Origin of the sequence: Luteimonas sp. MC1782 (assembly GCF_014164605.1) — a bacterium.
GTDB lineage: Bacteria > Pseudomonadota > Gammaproteobacteria > Xanthomonadales > Xanthomonadaceae > Luteimonas.
Window position 1 is genome coordinate 416087 of the sequence record NZ_JACJFT010000002.1, and the last position, 23992, is coordinate 440078.

Here is a 23992-nt window from a genome sequence, read left to right on the forward strand (position 1 = left end):
ATGCTTCGGCGATGGAATCCGGAGCCCACGCAGGTGCGCGCGCGCTGCTGTTCGGCGGCAGCGGCCAGATCGGTGCGGCGCTGCTGCCGCGGCTGCTGGCGGCCGGCTGGCGCGTGGATGCGCTGTCGCGGTCGCCGCAGGCCGCGGGCGCCGGCGTGCGCTGGCTGCGCGGTGGTTTCGACGCCATGCCCGCGCTCGAGGCGTGCTACGACGTGGTGCTCGGTTGCGGCCCCCTCGACCACTTCGCGCGCTGGTTCGAAGACGCGCGCATCGACACATCGCGGCTGGTCGCATTCGGCTCCACCAGCCTCGCGGTGAAACAGGATTCGACCGACGCCGCCGAGCGCGCACTCGCGTCGCGCCTGGCGCTTGCCGAAGCCCGCCTGTTCGCCACCGCCGCGGCGCGCGGCACGGCGGCCACGCTGCTGCGCCCGACGCTGGTGTACGGCGCGGGGCGCGACCTCAGCCTCTCGCGGATCGCCGCGCTGGCGCGGCGGCGCGGCTGGTTCCCGCTGCCGCGCGGTGCGCACGGGCTGCGCCAGCCGGTACACGTGGACGATCTCGCGGCCACCGCGATGTGGGCCATCGCGGCCGGGCCGGCAAGTCATGGCCGCGGCTATGACCTCCCCGGGGGTGAAACCCTGGCCTATCGCGACATGGTGGCGCGCGTGCTTGCCGCACTGCGACCGCCGGCGCGGCTGGTCGAGCTGCCCGCGCCGGTCTTCGCCGCGCTCGTGGCGACGGCGCGCGCGGCGGGGCGCCTGCAGGGCTTCAGCGCGGCGGCCCAGGAACGCCTGCGCCACGACCTGGTGTTCGATGCCCGCCCCGCACGGGATGATCTGGGCCACGCGCCGCGCCCGTTCCGGCCGGACGCGGCGATGTTCGAGCCACGCTGACTCAGATCTCGCGTGCCGGTGGCAGCGGCCGCGCGGTGGCCATCGCGCGCAGCGCGATCGCGACCACGCCGCCCAGCACCAGCGCACCGCCGATCCACAGCTGCGGGCCGGGCCGGTCGCCCCAGAACACGATGCCCAGCAGCACCGCCAGCAACGGCGTCAGCATCAGCCACGGCGTGAGCTGCGCCACCGGATGGCGCTGCAGCAGCAGGAAGTACACGCCGTGGCCGAGCAGCGAGGCCACCAGCGCCGAGTACGTCACCCCGATCCACGCACGCGGCGAGAACGCGGCCAGCGCCGCCACGCCACCGGGTTCGAGCAGCAGGCTGATTGCAAGCAACGGCAGCACCGCGATCAGCGCGCTCCAGCCCTGCTGGGTCAGCATGCCGATGCCGCCGAGGCGCCGCATCAGCACCGTGCCCAGCGCCAGGAAGCCCGCCGACACCAGCATCGCCACGATCGCGGCCGGCTTTTCGACGATCGAGGGATCGAAGCCGATCACCAGCACGCCGATGAAGCTCACCGCGATCGCGGTGCCGGTGCGCCAGGCGAAGCGCTCGCCCAGCACCGCCCAGGCCAGCAGCGCCGACATCGGAACGTAGCTCTGCATCACGATCGCCACCGCGGACAGCTCGCCGGCCAGGCGCAGCGCCCAGAAGCTCAGCCCGAAGTGCAGCACGTTCATGCACAGCGCCACGGCCAGGAAACGCGGCCACTGCGCGCGCGGCACGGGTTTGAGGAACGGCAGCAGCACCAGCGCCACGATGCCCATGCGCAGCGCGGTGTACAGGAATGCCGGCATCTCGAGCAGGGCATACGCCGAGAACAGGAAATTGCCCGCCCACGCCATGCAGATGACGAGGATCAGGACGAGGTCGCGAGGAGACATGCGCCATTGTCGCCCCTGCGGGCGGCCATCGCGCGTGCCGGCCGCCCCGCGTCATGGCATGCAGCGTTGCGCGTTGCCGCGCGGGGCAGGCGCTACCAGCGCCAGCCCAGGCGGCGGTAGAGCTTGGACAGCACCCAGGCCGGGCCGATCAGCAGGTACACCAGGTCGGTGAAGAAGCTGGGCTTGCGGCCTTCGATGCGGTGGCCGATGAACTGCGCGATCCACGCCACCACGAACACGCCCACCGCCAGCGCCAGCAGCCCGCGCGTGCCGAGCGCCGCGTGCAGCCACCAGCACAGCGTGGCCATGGCCAGCAGCTGCACCGCCATGCCCACGCCGAGCGGGCGCGAGGCGCGCTGGTAGAACAGCCAGGCCGCGAACATCGCCAGCGCCGCCCACACGCCCTGGCGGAGCGCGGTACCCGGCGACGGGATGCACCACAGCATGGCGATCACGCTCCACAGGATCGCCGGCACCGCGACCACGTGGATGGCCTGGTTGCGTGCGTTGCGGTGGTCGCCGGAATAGCTGGCGAACCAGCGGTCGATGGGACGGTCGGTCTGGCTTGCGATGTCCATGGCGTCACCGGTGCGCGGATGGCGCGAGGATAAGCCAAGCCGCATTGCCACGCGCCATCGTCAGGCGAGCCCAAGCCGCGCACGCACCTCGCAGGCGATGCGCGCGGTCTCGCGCAGCGGAATGGCGATGTAGGCGTCCAGCCGCTCGTCCACCGCGCGGATGCGCCCACGTGCCAGCAGCTCGTCGACGAAGCGCCTTGGCCGCCCGCGCATGCGTTCCGCGCCGGCAACGAACACCGGGACGGCGGTGGCACAGGCTTCGGACAGCATGTTCACCGAGTCGGCGGTGCACACGATGCGGTCCGCCCAGGCGAGCATGCCGGGGTAGGGGTTGCGGCCATCGGTGTCGTCCACCCAAGCCATCAGTGGCACGCGGCCGCGGTGCGCGCGCAGGGCATCGCGCAGTGCGGGCGGCGTGCGGCGCGAGGCGGTCACCAGCAGGCTGCCACCCTCGCGCGCGGCCACGGCATCGATCCGCGCCAGCAGGGCGTGCAAGGCCGCGAGGTCGAAGCCGGCGTGCGCGCTCGGGCCACCGAGCAGCAGCGTGGTGCGCGGCGACGGCAGCTCCGCGAAGTGGTTGAACGCGGCGCGCGCGCGCGCCAGCCAGGCGTCGTCGACCGGATGCAGGCTGCCCAGCGTGGTGATCACGTTGCCCCCGCGCAGGCCGTCATGCGCGGGCGCGATCACCAGGTCCCAGTGGCGCGGGTCGATGCGCGGATGGAGCACCTGCACCGCGCGTGCGCCGCGTGCGCGCAGCAGTCGCGTGGCCAGCGCCGCCTGCCGACCGCAGCCGACGGCGACCAGCGGTGGCGCGGCCAGGCTCGCCGCGAACGGCGCGCCGAAGGCCTGCGCCGCGCCCGGCAGGCGGCGGGGTGCCACCCACGACCACGGTGCACGCGCGGCCAGCGTCACTTCGGCCATGGCGCCGATGGCCAGCGCCCCGGCGAGCGCGGTGGCCTGGCGCACGTTGCCGGCGCGGCCATCGCTCAGCGCCCAGGCGACGGCCGGGTGCGCGCGTTCTGCTGTCGTGACCATCCGTTCCGGGGCCGGGCCTGTGGTTTCTCCGGGCGGACTCTACACTTCCCCGTCCAGCCGAACCCGCGATCGAGAGGACACCTGATGACCGATGCACTGCCCGCCACCGCGCTTGCCCGCCTGTTCCGCGAGGCCCGCACCCACAACGCGATCGGCGGCGAGGTCGGCGACGACACCCTGCGCGCACTCTACGACCTGGTGAAGTTCGGGCCCACGGAGGCCAACGCCTGCCCGGCGCGCTTCGTGTTCGTGAGGTCGGCGGAAGCCAAGGCGCGGCTGGCCCCGGCGCTCAGCGACGGCAATCGCGACAAGACCCTGGCCGCGCCGGTCACGGTGATCGTCGGCCACGACCTGGCGTTCTACGACAAGCTGCCGGTGCTGTTCCCGCATACCGATGCGCGCTCGTGGTTCGCCGGCTCCGACGAGGCGCGCCTGGAGCGCGTGGGCCTGCGCGGCTCCAGCATGCAGACCGCCTACCTGATCCTGGCCGCGCGCGCGCTGGGCCTGGACTGCGGGCCGATGACCGGCTTCGACAACGCGATGGTCGATGCGGCCTTTTTCCAGGGCACGGCGGTGCGTTCCAACATTCTGGTCAACCTCGGTTACGGCGACCCGGCGCAGCTGTTCCCGCGTTCGCCGCGGCTGTCGTTCGACGAGGCCGCGAGGATCGAGTGATGCTGCCTGTGGGCACGCTGCTCCGACCCGCCGCCGCACGCGGTCGCATCATTGCCGGCGGCGTGGACGCGTGGCACGCGTTCTCACGCGGCGACGCCATCGATCGCGACTGGATGGGCTGGGGCGCGCTGCGGGTGCTGTCGACCCAGGACTGGGCACCCGGCGCGGTGGCCGAGGCCGTGCGCGTCGCCAACATGGAGCTGGTGCTGCTGGTGCTGGACGGCCGCCTGCGCATCGCGTGCGCCGGCCTGGATCCGCGTGAGGTCACCGCCGGCGGCGTGGCGTGGATCGGCGCCGGCCACGGCATCGAGTGCCGGCTTGAAAATGCGTCGACCGCCGCGCAACTGCGCCTGCTGGAGGCCTGGATCCAGCCGGACCGGGTGAACGCGACGCCCGGCATCGCGGTTGCGCCGGCTCCGGCCGCGGCACGCAACGCGTGGCACACGCTCGCCGCCGGCGGGGCGTTCCACGGGGCCACGGGACGCGCCGGTTCCGACGGCGCGGAACGCGCAGCACACGATGGCGGTCCGCTCCTGCTGCGCCAGGACGCGCGCCTGCGTGTCGCACGGGTCGACGCCGGCGCATCGCGCGCGCTCGGCGTGTTGCCTGCACGCCGCGGCTGGCTGCAACTGCTCGAAGGCGCCGCAGTGGTCGATGGCCAGGCACTGTCCGCGGGCGACGGGCTCGCCTGGAACGCGGCCGCGCCCGCGCCTGCGACGCTTGTGGCCGCACCCGACACTGCCGCGCACGCGCTGCTGTTCGAACTGCCGGCCTGATCCCGGGCCGTGCCGCTGGCGGCGCGGTAAACTCCGGTCCCTGCTCTCCACCTGGCATCGCAACCATGTCCACCGCCCCGACGCAGTCCACCGTGGCCAACGCCCAGACGCAGTACGAGGTCCGGCGCGCCGACCTGCCGCTCAGCTGCCCGTTGCCGGCGATGGCGCTGTGGAACTCGCATCCGCGCGTCTACCTGCCGATCGAAGCCGACGGCGGCCAGGCTGACTGCCCGTACTGCAGCGCGCACTTCGTGCTGGTCGACTGAGGCCGGCACGGGCGGCCGCGGGCGCATGCACCGGCCGCTGACGGTCCTGCAGGTGTTGCCGGCGCTGGAGTCCGGCGGCGTCGAGCGATCCACCATCGAAATCGCCGCGGCGCTGGTGCGTGCCGGCCACCATGCCCTGGTCGCATCGGCGGGCGGGCGCCTGCTGCCGGCGCTGCGGGCCACCGGTGCGCTGCACGTGGACCTGGCGCTGGGCCGCAAGGCGCTGGCCACGCTGGGCCTGGTGCGGCCGCTGCGCCGGCTGTGCATCGAACACGGCGTGGATATCGTGCACGCACGCTCGCGGCTGCCGGCGTGGATCGCCTGGCGCGCGCTGCGCGGGATGCCCGAGTCGCATCGCCCGCGCTTGGTGACCACGGTCCACGGCCTGAACTCGCCTTCGCGATACAGCGCGATCATGACCCGCGGCGAACGCGTGATCTGCGTGTCCGACACCGTGCGCGCCTACGTGCTGCGCGCGTATCCCGGCATCGATCCATCGCGCCTGCGCGTGATCCCGCGTGGCATCGATCCCGCATCGTTCCCGCGCGCTCCGTGGCCGGACCCGGCCGCGCGCGCGCGCGCCGCCGCGGCCGACAGCCGCCTGGGCGGCGCCGGCCCGCTGCTGCTGCTGCCGGGTCGCGGTACGCGGCTCAAGGGGCATGGCGATGCGCTGGCGCTGCTGGCCGCGCTGCGCTCCGACGGCCTGGACGCACGCCTGTGGATGCCGGGCGCGCGCGACCCGGCGCGCGCGGCCTACGTGGCCGAGCTCGAGGCGTCCGCGACCACGCTCGGCATCGCCGGGGCGGTGGTGATCGCCGCGCCGACGTCGGCCATCGCCGATGCCTACGCCGCCAGCGGCCTGGTGCTGCAGCTGTCGCGCAAGCCGGAAGCCTTCGGGCGCACCGTGGTCGAGGCATGGGCGGTCGGCCGTCCGGTGCTGGGCTGGGACCATGGCGGCGTGGGGGAACTGCTGCGCGAGCTGCAGCCGGAGGGCGCGGTGCCCGCGTTCGATGCCGCGGCGCTTCGCGCGCGCGCGCGCGCGCTGCTCGGACAGCCGTCACGGCGACCGGCTACGATGCCGGCCATTCCCGTGACCTACTTGCTCCGCACCATGCAGGACGCCACGCTCTCGGTCTATGACGAACTCCGCTGACACGCTGCCGGCAGGCGCGCCCGCAACCGCCGGATGGCGCTGGGCACCGCACTGGGTACTGGCTTTCGTCGCCCTCTGGCCTGCCCCGGGTTATGCCGAGGGCGTGATGGTGCTGGGTGCGCTGCTGGCGATCGTCAAACTGCTCGCCGCGCGTTTCCGCGGCGGCGCCGTGCTGCTCAGCGGGCCGGCGTGGGCGCTGACCAGCGTGTTGTTCTTCGCCTACTGGCTGCCGGAACTGCTGTCCGCCCCGGACGCGGTGGATCCGGCGCGCGCGCTGCGCGAAGCCGCGGTCGACCTGCGCTACCTGCCGTTCCTGTGGCTGGTGGCGATCGCCGTGGCCAGCGAGCGCGGGCGTCGGCTGACCTTCATCGGGCTGGCGGTGATCGTGGGCGTGTGGACGCTGGACGCGCTGGCCGAAGTCGCCTTCGGCACCAGCCCGCTGTTCTGGGGGATCGATGCCGCCAAGCAGGCAATCAGCGGGCGGCCGATGTGCAACCTCGACGAACTGGCGCGCGTCGACCGCCTGGGCGGCGTGCTCGGGCCCTGCAACCTCAAGCTCGGCGTGGTGCTGGCCAGCCTGTCGCCGTTTGCGCTGTACGCCGCCGGACGACGCTGGCGCACGGCGGGCTGGGTGGTGGCGGCCGCGGCGATCGGCATCGTGATCGTGTTCGCGGGCTCGCGCGCGTCGTGGCTGACCTACGCGCTGGTGCTGGTGCTGTCCGGCTGGCGCCTGCTCGGCTGGAAGCGCCTGCTGCTGGTGTTCGCGTTCGGCCTGGCCACGGTGCTGGCGCTCGGGCTCGCGTCGCCGGAGGTCCGCGACCGCATCGAACGCACCACCCATGCGCTGTCGGCGGACGAGACCGGCGTCGACAGCGCGCTGTCCGGCCGCACGCGGATCTGGGGCGCGGCGCTGTGCATGGCGCGCGCGCACCCGGTCAATGGCGTCGGTGCGCGCGGCTTCCGCGAGGCGTTCCCGGCCTGCGATCCGCAGTCCGGCGAAGTGCCGGCCTGGGGTGAAGGGCCGGCGCTGCACGCCCACCAGGTCGTGCTCGAGGTGCTGAGCGAAACCGGCGCCATCGGCCTGCTGCTGTGGCTGGCGGGCCTGGCGCTGGCGCTGCGCGCCTGGCGCTTCGCCGACGTCGCCGCGCGCGAGCGCGCGCGGCCGGCGATGCTGGCCCTGCTGGTAACGGTGTTCCCGCTCAACACCCACCTGGCGTTCTATTCGACGTTCTGGGGTGGCCTGACGCTGATGCTGGCCGCGCTGTATGCCGGCAGCCTGCTGGCGCGCGTCAGTACACCGAGCCCCCGTCCGGACGCCGCTTGAAGCGGCGGTGGATCCACAGGTACTGCTCGGGCGCGGCGCGCGCCATGGTCTCGATCGCGGCCATGACCTCGGCGGTGTCGGCCACCGCGTCCGCGGTCGGATATCCGGCGGTCGCGGGGAACAGCCGCAGCGTGTAGCCGCCGTCGTCGCGGCGCGCGTGCTGGTAGAACACCACCGCCGCGCCCGACATCCGCGCCAGCTGGTGGGTGGATTTCAGGCTGTGCGCGGGCTGGCCGAAGAACGGCACGAACACGCTGTCGCCGCGGCTCGGGTCCTGGTCGGGCGCGTACCAGAGCAGCCCGCCGCGCTTGAGATGGCGCACCGCGCCGCGCAGGTCCTGCTTGGGGAACATCGCCGCGGCATAGCGGGCGCGGGCGCGGCGCACCGCCCATTCCATGGCCGCCTGCGCATGCGGCCGGTACATGCCGGCCAGCGGGATGTGGTCGCACATCAGCCGGCCGCAGACCTCGAGCGTGGTGAAGTGCCCGGAGACCACGATCACCCCGCGCCCGTCGGCGCGCGCCGCGTGCACGTGCTCGAGGCCTTCGACCACCAGCCCGCGGCGCAGCGGTGCCACCGAGCCCCACCAGGCGCGCGCGAATTCGAACAGGCCGATGCCGATCGCGGCGAAGTGCCGGCGCAGCAGCGCCTCGCGCGCGGTGGCGTCGAGCCCGGGGAAGCACAGCGCGATGTTGCGCGCGGCGATGTCGCGGCGCCGCGGCAGCGTGGTGCGCAGCAATGCGCCGAGCGCGCGACCCAGGGAACGCTGCAGTGGCCATGGCAGGCGCGCCAGCAGCGCCATCACGCCGATGCCGAGCCAGGTGGGCCAGTGGCGCGGCGCCAGCGGCGGCGAGTGATCGAGGTCGGCCATGCAGGGATTCTACCGGTCGGGGCCGACCGGCCCGCCGCAGGCGCGGCGGCTTCGCTATCCTTGCCGCATGAAGGCCGCCCCTAGCGAACGCGCCGTTGAACGCCTGCTGCGCGCGCTGTATTCGGCCGTGCTGTACCTGCTGGTGCCGGTCACGGTGTACCACCTGATCTGGCGCGGATTCCGCCAGGTCGGCTACCTGCAGCGCTGGGACGAGCGCTACGCGATCTATCGCGCACCACCCGCCGCGGGCGAGTGCGTGTGGGTGCACGCGGTATCGGTGGGCGAAGTGAATGCCGCGGCGCCGCTGGTGAACGCGCTGCTGGCCGCGCGGCCCGACCTTCGCCTGCTGGTGACCACCATCACGCCGACCGGCTCATCCCGGGTGCAGGCGCTGTGGGGCGACCGGGTCGACCACGTGTACCTGCCTTATGACCTGTCCGGTGCGGTGCGGCGGTTCCTCGACCACCACCGGCCGCGACTCGCGCTGGTGCTGGAGACGGAGTTGTGGCCGAACCTCCTGTTCTGCTGCCGCGACCACGGCATTCCGGCCTACCTGGTCAACGCGCGCCTGTCGGAGCGGTCGCTGCGTGGCTACCGCGTGCTGCGCTCGCTGGTGGCGCGGGCGCTGCGCACGCTGGCGCGCGTCGCCGCGCAGTCCGAGGCCGACGGCGAGCGCTTCGTGCGCCTGGGCGCCGAGCCCGCGGCGGTCACCGTGCTCGGCAACCTCAAGTTCGACATCACCGTGGACGACGCGGCGCGCCGCACCGCCGCCGCGTTCGCCGGGCACAGCGGTGGCCGCATGGCGTGGATCGCGGCCAGCACGCACCCCGAGGAGGAAGCGGCGGTCATCGCCATCCATCGCCGCCTGCGCGAGCGCTGGCCGACGCTGCTGCTGCTGTGGGCGCCGCGCCATCCGGAACGCTTCCGCGCCGTCACCCAGGCCTGCGTGGAAGCAGGCTGGCGGGTGGCGACGCGCCAGTTCACGCATTGGCCTGACGGCAACGACGACGTGTTCGTGATCGACACGCTCGGGGAGCTGGCGCAGTTCTATGCCTGCGCGCGCGTGGCCTTCGTGGGCGGCAGCCTGCAGCCGGTCGGCGGACACAACCTGCTCGAGCCGGCGGCGCTGGGCGTGGCCGTGGTGACCGGGCCGCACCTGCACAATTTCAGCGACATCGCACGCCAGCTCGACGAAGCCGGTGCGCTGCGCATCGCCGCCGATGCCGACGCGGTCGGCCTGGCGGTGGCCGGGCTGCTCGCCGATGACCAGGCGCACGAGGCAATGGCCCAGGCGGGCCTGCAGCTGGTGAAGGCCGGGCGTGGCGCACTGGCGCGCACCATGGAGCTGATCGCGCCGGACCTGCCGCCGGCGCCCTGAACGCAACAGGGCGCCGAAGCGCCCTGTTTGCCTTGCCGCCAACTGCCGCGCTCAGCGGCCGTTGGTGCCTGGCGCCTGCAGGCGCGTCTCGGCGTCGACGGTCAGCAGGCGATTGACGTCCTGCACGCTTGCGATGTCGATGGTGCCGGCCGCCTGCTCCAGCAGCAGCCGGTTCTGCAGGAAGTTGTAGCGCGCCAGCGCGTACTCGCGCTCGGCGTTGAACAGCGTCTGCTGGTTGTTGAGAACGTCGAGCACCGTGCGCGTGCCGACTTCCAGTCCGACCTGCGAGGCGTCGTACGCGCTGCGTGCGGAGAACACCGCGGCCTTGCGCGCCTCGACCTCGCTGATGCCGGCCACCAGCGTCTGGTAGGCATTGCGCGTCTCGCGCACCAGCGCGCGGCGCTCGGCCTCGTACTGGTCCTGGCGCACGTCGCGGGTGGCGATGGCCTGGCGTACGCGGGACTGGGTGGCGCCGCCGGCGAAGATCGGCACGTCCAGCGTCAGGCCCACGCTGCGCGACTTCGACTCGGCGTCGAGCCGGGCGATGGCGCCGCCCGGCAACGCCGTGGGGTCGCCCCAGCGGTCGGTGTCGCCGTAGCTGCCGGACAGGTAGATCGTGGGCAGGTGGCCCGCCTTCGCGGTGCCGACATCGTGCCCGGCGGCCTGCAGCTGGTGTTCCAGCGCCTTGAGGCCCGGGTTGTTCTCGACCGCGCTGGAAACCCAGCCGTCGACGGCCTGCTCGGTGGGCAGCGCGGGGCGGAAGTCTTCCGGCAGGCCCTTGAGGTTGCGGACATCGGTACCGGTGATCTGGCGCAGCGCCTGGTAGGCGTCCTCGAGCGCGTTGCCGGTGACGATGGTGTTGGCGCGCGCGCTGTCGTACTGCGCGCGGGCTTCGTGCACGTCGGTGATCGGCGCCAGGCCGACTTCCAGGCGCTTGTCGGCGAAGTCGAACTGCTTCTTCAACGCCGCCTCCTGCGCCTGCGCCGCGGCCAGGGTCTCGATGGCGACCAGCACGTTGAAGTACGCCGCCGAGGTGCGGGTGATCAGCGAGTCGCCGGCCGAGTCGAGCGTGAAGTCGGCCGCGGTGGCCAGTTCGCGCTGCGAGCGAAGGTTGCTGATGCGGCCCAGGTCGAGCACCGCCTGGTTGAGGTTCACGCCCAGCGAACGGGACGTCACTTCGGACTTGCTGCGGCCGACGAAGGACTGTCCGGTAAGTTCGTCGATGTCGCGGCCCGAGGTCTCGGTGCGCGAGCGCGACAGCGACGCGCTGCCGCCGATCTGGGGCAGCAGCGACGCGCGCGCCTGCACCGCGCCTTCGCGCGTCGCGAGCCGGCTGGATTCGGCGGCGGAAAAGGTCGGATCGCTGTTGCGGGCCTGCTCGTAGGCCTGCAGCAGGTCTTCGGCCGATGCCGCGGCGGGCAGCAGTGCCAGGAGGAGCGCGAGGACGAGGGGACGACGGGTCATGGAGGATCCTTGGTGTGGACTGGCGTTCAGAACGCGAATGCCGGCACGGGGGCCGCGCCGGCCAGGTAGGCCAGGTCGGTCTCGAACAACGATTCCGTGCGCGCACCGTTGACGTCGGCGTGCATCAGCACCGCCTCCATCACCGGCGCGCGGCCACGGACGATGAACATGCGGCCGCCGGGACGCAGCCAGCCGAGGAAGTGGGGCGGGACCACGTCGACGCCGCCGGTGACGCAGATCGCATCGAACTTGCGGTCGGTGTTCCAGGCGAAGGCATCGGCGTGCTCGACGTCGACATTGTCCAGGCCTTCCGCGTGCAGGGTGGCGAGGGCGGTGGCGGCGAGGTCGCCGTGGCGTTCGATGCTGAGCACCGAACGCGCGAGGCGGCCGAGGCACGCAGCCAGGTAGCCGCTGCCGGTGCCGATCTCGAGCACGTCCTCGCTGCCGTCGAGCGCCAGCGCCTGCAAGGCCCGGCCTTCGACCACCGGCTTCATCATCGACTCGCCTTGGGCAAGCGGGATCTCGAGGTCGGCATAGGCGAGCGCGCGGTGCGCGGCCGGAACGAAGGATTCGCGCGGCAGCCGCACGATCACGTCGAGGACGCGGGTGTCGAGCACCTCCCACGGACGAACCTGCTGTTCGACCATGGCTTCGCGGGCTTTGGCGTAATCAAGGGTCATTGGGAGCCTGGCGGTCTGGGTGACCGGCCATTTTAGGTGAAATCGCGGGAAGGCACGCTGACAGCATGGTGGCGCGGGCGGCGCGGCCTTGAGTGCCGGAAGTCACCGGGACCGCCGGCGGGGCGCTCAGTCGGCCTCGCGGCGGCCTGCGAAGGCGCGCAGGAACAGGTCGACGCAGGACGCGAGGTGCGCTTCCACGTCGGTTTTCGTCGCGGTATCGGGGTAGCCGATGACCAGGCGCGCATGCGCCTCGCCCTTGACCAGCGAGAAGAAATGCCCGGCGGCGCGCGCCGGATCGCCGACGTCGAGTTCGCCGGCGGTCTGCCGCCGCGCCAACAGCGCGGCAAATGCCTCGTGCAGCCGAGCCGGCCCGGCATTCCAGAACTTGCAGGCCAGCGTGGAGTCGACCCGGGGCACGCACAGCATGCGGTGGCTGGCCACCGCTTCCGGCGCCGTGGCCAGCGCGTGGTAGGCCCGACCGATGTCCATCAGCCGCTCGCGCAGCGGGGTATCGGGGGATGGCTCGAACAGCGCCGTGGGCAACTGCTGCTCGCAGGCGGCGTTCACCGCCGCGACGAACAGCGCGTCCTTGTCGCCGAAGTGGCTGTAGATGGTGAGCTTGGACACGCCGGCCAGCGTCGCGATCTGGTCCATGCTGGCGCCGTCGAACCCTTGGCGCGTGAACATCTGCTTGGCGGCATCCAGGATCGCGGCGCGCTTGGCCAGGTCCTTGGGCCTGCCAGGCGCGGGTCGGGGAGGGGGCTGGGCTGCGCAGGCGGACATGTCCAAATACTAGACCATGGAGTTTGATAATTATAGGATGACCGCCGTTTTCCCATGGCCACGCGGCCAACACGGAGAGGCCATGGCAAGGCGGTCCTGGTTGCTGGCGGGTGCCATTGTTTCCAGCCTGGCCGCCTGTGGCGAGCGCACGCCGGCCGAGCCGCCGCCGAGACCGGTGCTGGTGGCGCATCCCGCCGCGTCCGGCGCGGGCGTCGCCGCGTTCGCCGGCGAGGTGCGTGCCCGCGAAGAGAGCCCGCTGGCGTTCAGGGTGGGTGGCATGCTGGTGCGGCGCGCGGTCGATGTCGGCGCCCGCGTCGAGCGCGGCGTGCTGCTTGCCGAACTCGATCCCGGCGATTTCGCGCTTGAGGCCGGTGCCGCGCAGGCCCGGCTTGCCGCCGCCGAGGCCGAACTGGTCCGCGCCCGCGCCGACCGGGCGCGCTACGCCGCGCTTGCCGAGGACCAACTGGTCAGCCGCTCGACGCGCGACGCGCAGGAGGCCACCTACCAGGCCGCCGCCGGCCAGGCGCGTGCGGCGCGCGCGCAGCTGGACGTGGCACGCAACCAGTCCGGCTACGCCACGCTGCGCGCGCCCGCCGCGGGCGTCATCGCCAGCCGCCAGGCCGAAGCCGGCCAGGTGGTCGCGGCGGGGCAGACGGTGTTCACGCTCGCCGGCGACGGCGGCCGCGAGGTGGCGATCGCGCTGCCTGAATCGCGGATCCGCGATTTCACGATCGGCCAGCCGGTCAAGGTCGAGCTGTGGAGCGCGCCGGGCGTGCGCCTGGACGGCACGATCCGCGAGATCGCCCCGGCCGCCGATGCGCAGGCGCGCACCTATGCCGCGCGCGTGGCGCTGGACGCCGATGCCGCGGGCCGCGTCGACCTTGGCCAGAGCGCCCGCGTGTTCGTGCGCGCGGCCGGCGCCGTGCCGCTGTCGGTGCCGCTGCCTGCAGTGCAGCGCGGTGCCGACGGCACGGCCAGCGTGTGGGTGGTGGATGGCGACGCGCGCCTGAAGGCCGTGCCGGTGGAGCTGGGCCCATTCGGATCCGAGCGCGTACCGGTGCTGGCCGGGCTGTCGGCCGATGACTGGGTGGTGGTGGCCGGCGGGCACCTGCTGCGCGAAGGCCAGGCCGTGGCCCCGGTTGACAGCGACAACCGCCCCGTCAACCCGTCGCCGTGAGCGGCATGCGCTTCAACCTGTCCGAGTGGGCGCTGCGCAACCGCACGCTGGTGCTGTACGCGATGCTGGTGGCGGCGGTGGTGGGCGCATGGTCGTACAGGCAGCTCGGCCAGTCCGAGGATCCACCGTTCACGTTCAAGGCGATGGTGGTGCGCACCGTGTGGCCGGGCGCCACCGCCGAGGATGTCGCCAGCCAGGTCACCGAGCGCATCGAGCGCACGCTGATGGCCACCGGCCGCTACGAGCTGATCCGCTCGTACTCGCGCCCGGGCGAGTCGCAGATCATTTTCATGGCGCGCGATTCGATGCGTTCCAGGGACGTGCCGGCACTCTGGTACGAGGTGCGCAAGAAGGTCGGCGACATGCGCGCCACGCTGCCGGAGGGCGTGGTGGGGCCATTCTTCAACGACGAGTTCGGCGACACCTTCGGCAACATCTATGCGCTGACCGGCGAAGGCTTCGACTACGCGGTGCTCAAGGACTACGCCGAGCGCATCGAACTCGAGCTGCAGCGCCTGCCCGACGTCGGCAAGGTGGAGCTGGTCGGCCTGCAGGACGAGAAGGTCTGGATCGAGGTCGCCAACGCCAAGCTGGCCACGCTCGGCATTCCGCTGGCGTCGCTGCAGCAGGCGCTGGCGGCGCAGAACGCGGTCACCGGAGCGGGCTTCTTCGAGACCGGCAGCGAGCGCGTGCAGCTGCGTGTCGATGGCGCGTTCCGCTCGCTGGACGAGATCCGCGACTTCCCGGTGCGCGCCGGCGACCGCACGCTGCGCCTGGGCGACGTGGCCACGGTGAGCCGCGGGTTCGCCGATCCCGCCGCGCCGCGCATGCGCTTCATGGGCGAGGACGCGATCGGCATCGCGGTGGCGATGCGCGATGGCGGCGACATCCTGCGCCTCGGCGGAGCGCTGCATTCGGAGTTCGCGCGCCAGCAGGACGCGCTACCGGCGGGCATGCAGCTCGCGCAGGTGTCCGACCAGCCACAGGCGGTGCGCGAATCGGTCGGCGAGTTCATGCGCGTGCTGGTGGAAGCGGTGGCGATCGTGCTGCTGGTGAGCTTCTTCTCGCTGGGCTTCCGCACCGGGCTGGTGGTGGCGGTGTCGATCCCGCTGGTGCTGGCGCTGACCTTCGCGGTGATGCAGTACTTCGGCATCGGCCTGCACAAGATCTCGCTCGGCGCGCTGGTGCTGGCGCTGGGCCTGATGGTGGACGACGCGATCATTGCGGTGGAGATGATGGCCATTAAGATGGAGCAGGGCTTCGACCGCGTCACCGCGGCCGGCTACGCCTGGTCGCACACGGCGTTCCCCATGCTCACCGGCACGCTGGTCACCGCGGCGGGGTTCCTGCCGATCGCGACCGCGGCGTCGTCGACCGGCGAGTACACGCGCTCGCTGTTCCAGGTCGTGGGCATCGCATTGATCGTGTCGTGGGTGGTGGCGGTGCTATTCATCCCGCTGCTCGGCGAGCGCATGCTGCCCGACCTCGCGCATCCGGTCGCGCCGTCGCCGCGCTCCATCGCCGGGCGCTGGCGCGCGCGTCGCCTGCACTGGGCCGACCGCTGGCCGCAGTACGCCGTGCTGCTGGCGCCGCCGCCGTTGGGCGACGGCCATGCAGGCGATCCCTACCAGCGGCCGTTCTATCGCCGTTTCCGGCGCCTGCTGGAGTGGTGCCTGGAGCGTCGCTGGCTGGTGATCGGCAGCACCGTGGCCTTGCTGCTGGTGTCGGTGCTGATCTTCCGCTTCGTGCCGCAGCAGTTCTTCCCCGACTCGCAGCGCCCCGAGCTGATGGTCGACCTGGAGCTGGCGGAGGGCAGTTCGCTGCGCGCCACCGCGGACGAAGTCGCGCGCATGGAGGCGTTGCTTCAGGCGCAGGACGGCGTGGCCAGCTACGTGGCCTACGTGGGCACCGGCTCGCCGCGCTTCTACCTGCCGCTCGACCAGCAGCTGCCGGCGGCGAACTTCGCGCAGTTCGTGGTGCGCGGCGAAGACGTCGACGCCCGCGAACGCCTGCGCGGCTGGTTGCTCGACGAGGTCGCGCCTGCGTTCCCCGGCCTGCAACTGCGGGTGACGCGCCTGGAGAACGGGCCGCCGGTGGGTTATCCGCTGCAGTTCCGGGTATCGGGCGAGCACATCGAGCGCGTGCGCGCGATCGCCCTCGAGGTGGCCGCGCAGGTGCGCGCCAATCCGCACGCGGCCAACGTCAACCTCGACTGGGACGAGCCGAGCAAGGTGGTGCGGCTGGTGATCGACCAGGAGCGCGCGCGCGTGCTCGGCGTCAGCTCGCAGCAGCTCGCGCAGTTCCTCGCCGGATCGCTGTCCGGGCTGCAGGTGAGCGTGTACCGCGACGGCAACGAGCTGGTCGGCATGCTGATGCGCGGGCCGGCGGACGAGCGCACGCGGCTCGACATGCTGGGCAGCCTGGCGGTCCCGACCGCCAGCGGCCAGTCGGTGCCGCTGGCGCAGGTCGCGCGCCTCGAGTACGCGTTCGAGGAAGGCATCATCTGGCACCGCAACCGCCTGCCCACGGTGACCGTGCGCGCCGACGTGCGCGGTGTGACCACGCCGCCGACCGTGGTCGCACAGATCCTGCCGACGCTCGACGCCATCCGCGCGGCGCTGCCGCAGGGCTACCTGCTCGAGACCGGCGGCACGGTCGAGGACGCCACGCGTGGGCAGGACTCGATCAAGGCGGGGCTGCCGCTGTTCCTGTTCGTGGTGGTGACACTGCTGATGCTGCAGCTGCGCAGCTTCTCGCGCAGCGCGCTGGTGCTGCTGACGGCGCCGCTGGGGCTGATCGGCGTGGTGCTGTTCCTGCTGGTGTTCCGCGTCGCGTTCGGCTTCGTGGCGATGCTCGGCACCATCGCGCTGGCCGGCATGATCATGCGCAACTCGATCATCCTGGTGGACCAGATCCAGCAGGACATCGACGCCGGCCACGCGCGCTGGGATGCGATCGTCGACGCCACCGTGCGCCGCTTCCGGCCGATCGTGCTGACCGCGCTGGCGGCGATCCTGGCGATGGTGCCGCTGTCGCGCTCGCTGTTCTTCGGGCCGATGGCGGTGGCGATCATGGGCGGGCTGACGGTCGCGACCGTGCTGACGCTGCTGTTCCTGCCGGCGCTGTACGCGGCCTGGTTCAAGGTGCGACGCGACGAGCCGCTGGCGGTTCAGCTGTCGCCAAGCAACTCCGCGCGCGGACCGGCCACCGGCGAAACGTAGGCGCGCGCGTCGCAGCCCGCATCGAGGAACGCGGCGCGCATCGCCGGCGCCGCCCGCTCCGCGCCTGCGCGGCTGTCGAACCACGCGAAGCAGCTTGGCCCGCCACCGGAAATGCTCGCACCCAGCGCGCCATGGTCCATGGCCGCGGCCTGGACCGCATTGAATCCGCGGATCAGCGGCGCGCGGCGCGGCTCCACCAGCAGGTCGCGCAGTCCGTCGGCGATCAGCGACGCATCACCGCGTGCCAGCCCGGTGAGGAACAGCGCGAGATGGGTGGAATGCGCGACCACCTCGGCGAGCGCGTAGGGCGCGGACAGCACCGCGCGCGCGTCGCGGGTCTCCAGCACCAGGTCCGGATGCACCACCACGCAGTGCAGCCACGCGGGCACGGCGAGCGCCAGCAGACGCGTCGGCGTGGCCATCGCCACGCCGCCGATCAGCATCGGCCCGACGTTGTCGCCCTGGCGGCTGTGGGTGGACGCCCATTCGCCGTCGAGCGCGAACGGATACAGCGCCTCGCGCGGCAGCGGCGCATCGAGCAGCGCGTTGGCGGCGACCAGCGCGGCGACGCACGATGCCGCCGAGCCGCCAAGCCCGGAGCCGAGCGCGATGCCCTTGTCGAGCTCCACTGCGAAGCCGTAGGGCAGCGCCAGCGCCGAGCGCAGCGACTGCAGCGCGAGGCCGGCGGTGTTGGCGGCAGCGTCCAGCGGGATCGTCGCCACGCCGCGCACGTCGCCGCGCACGGCGTCGATGCGCACTTCGGGTGCGTCGATCCGGCGCACGTGGGCGACGTCGCGCGGTCCGTCGATGGTGTGCCCGAGCAGGTCGAAGCCCACGCCGATGTTGCCCACGCTGGCCGGGGCGAAGGCGGTGGCGGAAAGCGGGCGAGCGCGGGTGTCGGTCATGGCCGGCAATTATGCCGCGCGCGGCACGGGCTGGCCCGGGCGCGGGCAACGTGGTGCAATGCCCGTTGAAGCGGGGGTACCGCGGCCGGCACGGCGTGGTTGAGAAACACCCTTCGAACCTGATCCGGCTGATACCGGCGTAGGGAAGCTTCGCGGGAACCACGGGCACGCTCCGTGCGTCCGGCGCCGCCGCTTCGTCCAGCCATCCACCAGGACGAACGCCATGAATGCCCAGCCCGCCAGCCTGCAGCAGCAGGCCGCACAGCTTTCCGACACCGTCACCAGCCCGATCACCGGCTCGCGCAAGATCCATGTGCAGGGATCGCGCTCCGACCTTCGCGTGGCGATGCGCGAAATCCACCAGTCGCAGACGCCGACACTGTTCGGCGGCGAGGACAATCCGCCGATCGCGGTCTACGACGCGTCGGGCCCCTATACCGATCCCGACGCGCGTATCGACCTCTCGGCCGGCCTGGCGCCGCTGCGCGCGCAATGGATCGCAGAACGCGGCGACACCGTGTTGCTGCCGGCGATCAGCTCGGCGTTCGGCCGCAGCCGCGAGTCGGACGCCCGACTCGACGCGGTGCGCTTTCCCAACCGCCGCCTGCCGCGGATCGCCAAGGCCGGCGCCAACGTCACCCAGATGCATTACGCGCGCCAGGGTACTGTCACGCCGGAGATGGAATACGTCGCCATCCGCGAGAACCAGCGCCTCGACGCCGTGCGCGATGCCACGCTGCTGCTGCGACACCCCGGCGAGTCCTTCGGCGCCAGCATCCAGTCGTCCATCACCCCGGAGTTCGTGCGCGACGAGATTGCGCGTGGCCGCGCCATCCTGCCCTGCAACATCAACCACCCCGAGAGCGAGCCGATGATCATCGGCCGCAACTTCCTGACCAAGGTCAACGCCAATATCGGCAACAGCGCCGTGTCGTCCGGTATTGCCGAGGAAGTGGAAAAGCTGGTGTGGGCGACGCGCTGGGGTGCGGACAATGTCATGGACCTCAGCACCGGCAAGCACATCCACGAGACCCGCGAGTGGATCATCCGCAACTCGCCGGTGCCGATCGGCACGGTGCCGATCTACCAGGCACTGGAGAAGGTCGATGGCCGCGCCGAGGAACTGACCTGGGAGATCTTCCGCGACACGCTCGTCGAGCAGGCCGAGCAGGGCGTCGACTACTTCACCATCCACGCCGGCGTGCTGCTGCGCTACGTGCCGCTCACCGCGAAGCGGGTCACCGGCATCGTCTCGCGCGGCGGCAGCATCATGGCCAAGTGGTGCCTGGCGCACCACCGCGAGAGCTTCCTGTACACGCACTTCGAGGACATCTGCGAGATCATGAAGGCCTACGACGTGGCCTTCTCGCTCGGCGACGGCCTGCGCCCGGGCTGCATCGCCGACGCCAACGACGCGGCGCAGTTCGGTGAGCTTGAAACCCTTGGCGAGCTGACCAGGGTCGCCTGGAAGCACGACGTGCAGACCATGGTCGAAGGCCCCGGCCACGTGCCGATGCAGCTGATCAAGGAAAACATGGACAAGCAGCTGGCCGAGTGCGGCGAGGCGCCGTTCTACACGCTCGGGCCGCTGACCACCGACATCGCGCCCGGCTACGACCACATCACCAGCGCGATCGGCGCGGCGATGATCGGCTGGTTCGGCACCGCCATGCTCTGCTACGTGACGCCGAAGGAGCACCTCGGCCTGCCCAACCGCGCCGACGTGCGCGACGGCCTGATGGCGTACCGGATCGCCGCCCACGCCGCCGACCTCGCCAAGGGCCATCCAGGCGCGCAGGTGCGCGACAACGCGCTCAGCAAGGCGCGCTTCGAGTTCCGCTGGGACGACCAGTTCAACCTCGGGCTCGATCCCGACCGGGCCCGCGAGTACCACGACGAGACCATGCCGAAGGACGCGCACAAGCTGGCGCACTTCTGCAGCATGTGCGGCCCGCATTTCTGCTCGATGCGGATCACCCAGGACGTGCGCGAGTACGCGGCGGCCCAGGGCGTCGACGACGCCGCGGCACTCGAGACGGGCATGGCCGACAAGTCGGCCGAGTTCCTCGCCGCGGGGGCCGAGGTCTACCGGCGGGAGTAGGCGGGCGGACCGGCAGCGGGCGCGACCGCTGCCGGCTGTACCGTTAAGCAACGCGGATGGAACGGACGGTCAGCGGCGGCCAAGGCTCACGCCGGGTCGGCGGACGGCATGCTAGTTTCAGGCCAGACCTGAACGGAGATCCGCCATGACCCGCAAGCGCCCGACGTCATTGCTGCGCTGGCTGCTGCTGGGCTGTGCCTTTGCCCTGCTGGCGGCCTGCGCCACGGGTCCGCGCATCAGCACGGACTCCGATCCCCGCGCCGACTTCTCCGCCTACCGCAGCTTCGCGTTCTATTCGCCGCTGGCGATCGAACGCGAGGGCTATGCCAGCCTGGTGAGCGGCCGCATGAAGGCGGCCGCCCGCGCGCAGATGGAATCGCGTGGCTACCGCTACAGCGAAAACGATCCCGACCTGTGGCTCAACATCAACGCCTACATGCAGCAACGCACCGACGTCAGCAGCATTCCCGACGTCGACTACGCGTACTACTACAGCTACCGCGCGCGTGGTTACGTCGCCATGCCGTACTGGCATGACCGCACCACGGTGCACCGCTACACCGAGGGCACGATGAACATCGACCTGGTGGACGCGCGGCGCAACGCGCTGGTGTGGGAAGGCATCGCGGTGGGGCGCGTATCGCGCAACCTCGACGCGGCAAAGCGGGACGCGGGCATCGACGCCACCATTGCCGACATCTTCGCCGCCTACCCGCATCGCGCGGGTTCGCGCACGCCTGTCGAGTAAGCGCGTCACCGCGATGGGCTCCTGAGACGCCGCATGCCACGACCGTCACTGGCGGGGTCGCGCTGGCCGGCCTTGGCGAGCCGCCATCCTTCAGCGCTCCTGCTCGCCGCACAGCTGCTGAGCCTGCTGGTGTATCCGGCGATCGACGGCACCCGCGACGGGCGCCTCGCCTTCGGCGCGCTGGCGCTGGTGGTGGTGCCGCTGGCGGTCTGGGTGGTGCGCCGAAGCCATTCGGCCAACTGGATCGCATGGCTGCTCGCGATTCCGGCGATCGCCATGTCGGCGTTGGCGATCGCGCTCCAGAAACCGGGCTTCGCCACCGCCTCGGCGGTGCTGGAGTCACTGCTGTACTTCTATGCGGCCGGCAGCCTCATCCACTACATGCTGGAAGACCACGAGGTCAGCGCCGATGAGCTGTTCGCCGCGGCTGCCACGTTCACGCTGCTGGCGTGGGCCTTCGCCTACGCCTACATCGTCTGCCAGGCCCTGTTTCCCGGGAGCTTCACCGGCATGGTGGAGCCGGATCGCCCGCGCCGGTGGATCGAACTGCTGCACCTGAGCTTTTCCACGCTGTCCGGCGTGGGCAACGGCGACGTGCAAGCGATCGGTGCGCCGGCGCGCGCGCTGTCGATGCTGGAGCAGTTCGCCGGCGTGGGCTACATCGCCGCCGTGGTCGGGCGGGTGATCGCGCTCACCGTGGTCCGCCACCAGCGGCGCACGCGGTGAGCCGCCGGGCTCAGCCCTGCTGGTAGCGCGCCATCGCCTCGCGCAGGATCGCCTTGGCCTCGGCCGCGTCGCCCCACCCGTCGATCTTCACCCACTTGCCCTTCTCGAGATCCTTGTAGTGCTCGAAGAAGTGGCCGATGCGCTCCAGCCAGTGCTTGGAGACCTGGTCGAGGTCCTGGACGTGGGCATAGCCGGCGAACACCTTGGGGTCGGGCACCGCCAGGATCTTCTCGTCCTGGCCGGCCTCGTCGACCATCCGCAGCACGCCCACCGGACGGCAGCGGATCACCGAGCCCGGCACCAGCGGCAGCGGCAGGATCACCATCACGTCGGCGGGATCGCCGTCACCGCAGACCGTGTGCGGCACGTAGCCGTAATTGCAGGGGTAGCGCATCGGCGTGGACAGCACGCGATCGACGAAGATCGCACCGGACTCCTTGTCGACCTCGTACTTGACGGGCTCGGCGTCCTTCTGGATCTCGATGATGACGTTGATTTCGTCCGGCGGATTGTTGCCGGTCTTCACATGGTCCAGGCCCATGGTGGCTCCAGTGGTGGTCGGCGGGGCAGGCGCCCGGGCCGTGGCGGAAACCGTCGATTCTACGCGCCCCTGCTGCGATGCAGCAAAGGCGGCGCGTGCCTGAAGGGCGCCGGGCCGACCCGAGGTGGGGTACGCCCCAGCTTGGTCGCAGCGCCGCGGCGGCGAAACATACGCTCCCGTATCCCCAGCGAGCGAGTGCGTCCATGACCGTCCAGTCCGCCCAGTTTGATCCAGGCGCAAGTGCCGCCGCCCACCTCAACCGCGCGGGCTACTGGAACAACCCGTCGGACCCGTACGACGGACACGACCATGGTCCGGACGCGCTTGGCAGCGAGGCATCGGCGCCGCACGCGAGCGACCTCGACGGCAACGAACCGGTCTCCGAAGCTCCTGGCAATGCGGAGCAGCAGGCGGTCGAGGTCGACGGCACCGCCACCAACAGCGGCGAGCGCAGCCAGCGCAGCACGCCCGATGGCAAGCCGATCCTGGTCGATCCGCTGCACAGGGACGGCCAGGTGTCGATCGCACGCGAGCGCACGAATGCCGACGGCTACATCAGCAGCGACCAGCTGGTGTTCACCACCGGCGCCGGCGACGACAAGGTGGGCGTCAGGCAGCGCGACGACGGCACGCTCGACGTGCAGGTCAACGGTGAGAACTACGAGGTCCGCCTGGGCCAGGGCCAGGAGCTGACCATCCGCGCCGGTGCCGGCGACGACGTGATCGAAGTGGCGTCGAACGTGCAGGTCAACATCGTGATCGAAGGCGGCGACGGCGACGACGCCATCACCACCGGCGCCGGCGACGACCGCATCGATGGCGGCGCGGGCGATGACGTGATCAGCAGCGGTGCCGGCCGCGACGACGTGTTCGGCAACAGCGGCAACGACACCATCACCGGCGGCGACGGCGTGAACATCCTCCACGGCGGCGACGGCGACGACCAGGTCACCGCAGGCCGCGGCACCAACTTCATCGAGGGTGGCGCCGGCAACGACAGCATCAGGGGCGGGGGCGTGAGCGACATCCTGTCCGGTGGCACCGGCAACGATCGCATCACCGTCGGGGAGGGCCCCAGCCGGGTGTATGCCGGCGCGGGCGATGATGTCATCGACAACGCGGGCGACAACACCGTGGTGCATGCCGAAATCGGCGACCTGGTGAACGCCGCCACCGGCGCCACGCCGAGCGTGCTCAATGTCGCCATCGACGCCAGCGCCGGCAGCACGATCCGCATCGAGGGCTCGGAAGCCTTCGTGCAGCGCATCCGGTCGGAAATCGACTTCCTGCGCGCGTCGCCCGTCGGCCAGCAGATGCTGGCCGAGTTCGACAAGGCCGCCGACGCCAAGGGCAACACCGTGACCATCAAGGAGCTGGCCAACGAGCAGAACGGCTATGCGCAGACCTTCAGCCGCGACGCCGACATCCGCAATGGACGTGCCGGCGCCGGTGGCGACGTCGACATCAGCTACAACCCCTCCTTCCACATGGATGCGTTCCCGGCACCGGTCGTCGTGCTGTACCACGAGATGTCGCACGCCTACAACGGCGTGAACGGCAGCTTCCAGCCGGGCACCTACCGTGGCGAGGGCCCCGACGGCGCCCCGCGTCGCAACGTGGCCAACGCGGAGCGCCAGGCTGTCGGCCTGGAGACAAGCGCTCCCGCCCATGACTTCGACGGCGATCCGGCTACCGCGCCGACCACCGCCAATCCCGACCACCTGACCGAGAACGGCTTCCGCGAGGAGCTCGGTCTCCCGGATCGCCTGGCCTACACGCTGGCCTGAGTGCGCTCCAGGGTCCAT

At 71.7% G+C, this 23992-nt stretch carries 22 protein-coding genes and 1 riboswitch; of the genes, 13 read left to right on the forward strand and 9 right to left on the reverse strand.

All coding sequences use genetic code 11. The features are described from left to right. Positions 1 to 11: 11 nt before the first annotated feature. Positions 12 to 896: a nucleoside-diphosphate sugar epimerase gene (locus H5368_RS11355; RefSeq protein ID WP_182824665.1), complete on the forward strand. Its 885-nt coding sequence runs from the start codon at positions 12 to 14 to the stop codon at positions 894 to 896. A gap of 1 nt (position 897) precedes the next feature. Here H5368_RS11355 and H5368_RS11360 read toward each other — a convergent pair whose 3' ends face one another. The 3 genes from H5368_RS11360 to H5368_RS11370 form a co-directional block, all read right to left on the reverse strand. Next, a complete protein-coding gene (locus H5368_RS11360; protein ID WP_182824667.1) occupies positions 898 to 1785 on the reverse strand; it encodes a DMT family transporter in 888 nt (295 codons plus the stop codon). 92 nt (positions 1786 to 1877) lie between these two features. After that, positions 1878 to 2363 carry an Mpo1-like protein gene (locus tag H5368_RS11365; protein ID WP_182824669.1) on the reverse strand — a complete coding sequence of 162 codons (486 nt, stop codon included), beginning with the start codon at positions 2361 to 2363 and terminating at the stop codon, positions 1878 to 1880. 60 nt (positions 2364 to 2423) lie between these two features. After that, the gene (locus H5368_RS11370; RefSeq protein ID WP_182824671.1) at positions 2424 to 3398 is read right to left on the reverse strand and encodes a mitochondrial fission ELM1 family protein; all 975 of its coding nucleotides are present in this window, start codon (positions 3396 to 3398) and stop codon (positions 2424 to 2426) included. Positions 3399 to 3482: 84 nt separating this feature from the next. Here H5368_RS11370 and H5368_RS11375 point away from each other — a divergent pair, with 84 nt between their 5' ends. From H5368_RS11375 to H5368_RS11395, 5 genes are all read left to right on the forward strand, one after another. Beyond that, entirely contained in the window at positions 3483 to 4073 is a 591-nt protein-coding gene (locus H5368_RS11375) for a malonic semialdehyde reductase (protein WP_182824673.1), read from the forward strand. Beyond that, a complete protein-coding gene (locus H5368_RS11380; protein ID WP_182824675.1) occupies positions 4073 to 4849 on the forward strand; it encodes a hypothetical protein in 777 nt (258 codons plus the stop codon). Before H5368_RS11375 ends, H5368_RS11380 begins: the two co-directional genes overlap by 1 nt. A 65-nt stretch (positions 4850 to 4914) precedes the next feature. Then, entirely contained in the window at positions 4915 to 5115 is a 201-nt protein-coding gene (locus tag H5368_RS11385) for a zinc-finger domain-containing protein (protein ID WP_182824677.1), read from the forward strand. 25 nt (positions 5116 to 5140) lie between these two features. Then, positions 5141 to 6268 carry a glycosyltransferase gene (locus tag H5368_RS11390; RefSeq protein WP_182824679.1) on the forward strand — a complete coding sequence of 376 codons (1128 nt, stop codon included), beginning with the start codon at positions 5141 to 5143 and terminating at the stop codon, positions 6266 to 6268. Continuing rightward, positions 6252 to 7592, forward strand: a complete 1341-nt coding sequence (locus H5368_RS11395) for an O-antigen ligase family protein (protein ID WP_182824681.1) — start codon at positions 6252 to 6254, stop codon at positions 7590 to 7592. The genes H5368_RS11390 and H5368_RS11395 overlap by 17 nt, the downstream gene beginning before the upstream one ends. Here H5368_RS11395 and lpxL read toward each other — a convergent pair. Beyond that, positions 7558 to 8463 carry an LpxL/LpxP family Kdo(2)-lipid IV(A) lauroyl/palmitoleoyl acyltransferase gene (lpxL, locus tag H5368_RS11400; RefSeq protein WP_182824684.1) on the reverse strand — a complete coding sequence of 302 codons (906 nt, stop codon included), beginning with the start codon at positions 8461 to 8463 and terminating at the stop codon, positions 7558 to 7560. The genes H5368_RS11395 and lpxL overlap by 35 nt on opposite strands. Before the next feature lie 67 nt (positions 8464 to 8530). Here lpxL and waaA point away from each other — a divergent pair, with 67 nt between their 5' ends. Then, positions 8531 to 9841, forward strand: coding sequence for a lipid IV(A) 3-deoxy-D-manno-octulosonic acid transferase (waaA, locus tag H5368_RS11405; RefSeq protein WP_182824686.1), 1311 nt, complete (start codon positions 8531 to 8533; stop codon positions 9839 to 9841). Positions 9842 to 9892: 51 nt separating this feature from the next. On the opposite strand, the gene H5368_RS11410 is transcribed toward waaA, so the two are convergent. The 3 genes from H5368_RS11410 to H5368_RS11420 form a co-directional block, all read right to left on the reverse strand. Beyond that, positions 9893 to 11305 (reverse strand): TolC family outer membrane protein, encoded by a 1413-nt coding sequence (locus H5368_RS11410; RefSeq protein WP_182824688.1) that lies wholly within the window; start codon positions 11303 to 11305, stop codon positions 9893 to 9895. A gap of 26 nt (positions 11306 to 11331) precedes the next feature. Further along, complete coding sequence (locus H5368_RS11415) at positions 11332 to 11985, reverse strand: protein-L-isoaspartate O-methyltransferase (protein WP_182824690.1); 654 nt, start codon at positions 11983 to 11985, stop codon at positions 11332 to 11334. A gap of 126 nt (positions 11986 to 12111) precedes the next feature. Beyond that, positions 12112 to 12768, reverse strand: a complete 657-nt coding sequence (locus H5368_RS11420) for a TetR/AcrR family transcriptional regulator (RefSeq protein WP_182824692.1) — start codon at positions 12766 to 12768, stop codon at positions 12112 to 12114. Positions 12769 to 12850: 82 nt separating this feature from the next. On the opposite strand from H5368_RS11420, the gene H5368_RS11425 reads away from it, so the two are divergent. Both H5368_RS11425 and H5368_RS11430 read left to right on the forward strand, forming a co-directional pair. Beyond that, positions 12851 to 13945, forward strand: a complete 1095-nt coding sequence (locus H5368_RS11425; RefSeq protein WP_182824694.1) for an efflux RND transporter periplasmic adaptor subunit — start codon at positions 12851 to 12853, stop codon at positions 13943 to 13945. A 5-nt stretch (positions 13946 to 13950) separates the two neighbouring features. Then, entirely contained in the window at positions 13951 to 17166 is a 3216-nt protein-coding gene (locus H5368_RS11430; RefSeq protein ID WP_182825282.1) for an efflux RND transporter permease subunit, read from the forward strand. Here H5368_RS11430 and H5368_RS11435 read toward each other — a convergent pair. Further along, on the reverse strand, positions 17115 to 18071 hold the full coding sequence (locus H5368_RS11435; protein ID WP_182824696.1) for a homoserine kinase: 957 nt from the start codon (positions 18069 to 18071) through the stop codon (positions 17115 to 17117). The genes H5368_RS11430 and H5368_RS11435 overlap by 52 nt on opposite strands. A gap of 62 nt (positions 18072 to 18133) precedes the next feature. Beyond that, positions 18134 to 18235, forward strand: a riboswitch (TPP riboswitch). Positions 18236 to 18294: 59 nt separating this feature from the next. On the opposite strand from H5368_RS11435, the gene thiC reads away from it, so the two are divergent. The 3 genes from thiC to H5368_RS11450 all read left to right on the forward strand — a co-directional run bounded on the left by thiC (position 18295) and on the right by H5368_RS11450 (position 21646). Beyond that, positions 18295 to 20172: a phosphomethylpyrimidine synthase ThiC gene (gene thiC, locus H5368_RS11440; RefSeq protein WP_182824698.1), complete on the forward strand. Its 1878-nt coding sequence runs from the start codon at positions 18295 to 18297 to the stop codon at positions 20170 to 20172. 145 nt (positions 20173 to 20317) lie between these two features. Beyond that, complete coding sequence (locus H5368_RS11445; protein WP_182824700.1) at positions 20318 to 20920, forward strand: DUF4136 domain-containing protein; 603 nt, start codon at positions 20318 to 20320, stop codon at positions 20918 to 20920. Between the two features lie 33 nt (positions 20921 to 20953). Continuing rightward, positions 20954 to 21646 (forward strand): two pore domain potassium channel family protein, encoded by a 693-nt coding sequence (locus tag H5368_RS11450; RefSeq protein ID WP_182824702.1) that lies wholly within the window; start codon positions 20954 to 20956, stop codon positions 21644 to 21646. A 10-nt stretch (positions 21647 to 21656) separates the two neighbouring features. On the opposite strand, the gene ppa is transcribed toward H5368_RS11450, so the two are convergent. Further along, positions 21657 to 22187: an inorganic diphosphatase gene (gene ppa / locus H5368_RS11455; protein WP_182824704.1), complete on the reverse strand. Its 531-nt coding sequence runs from the start codon at positions 22185 to 22187 to the stop codon at positions 21657 to 21659. A gap of 203 nt (positions 22188 to 22390) precedes the next feature. Here ppa and H5368_RS11460 point away from each other — a divergent pair, with 203 nt between their 5' ends. Beyond that, complete coding sequence (locus tag H5368_RS11460; protein WP_182824707.1) at positions 22391 to 23974, forward strand: M91 family zinc metallopeptidase; 1584 nt, start codon at positions 22391 to 22393, stop codon at positions 23972 to 23974. The last annotated feature ends 18 nt before the right edge of the window (positions 23975 to 23992 follow it).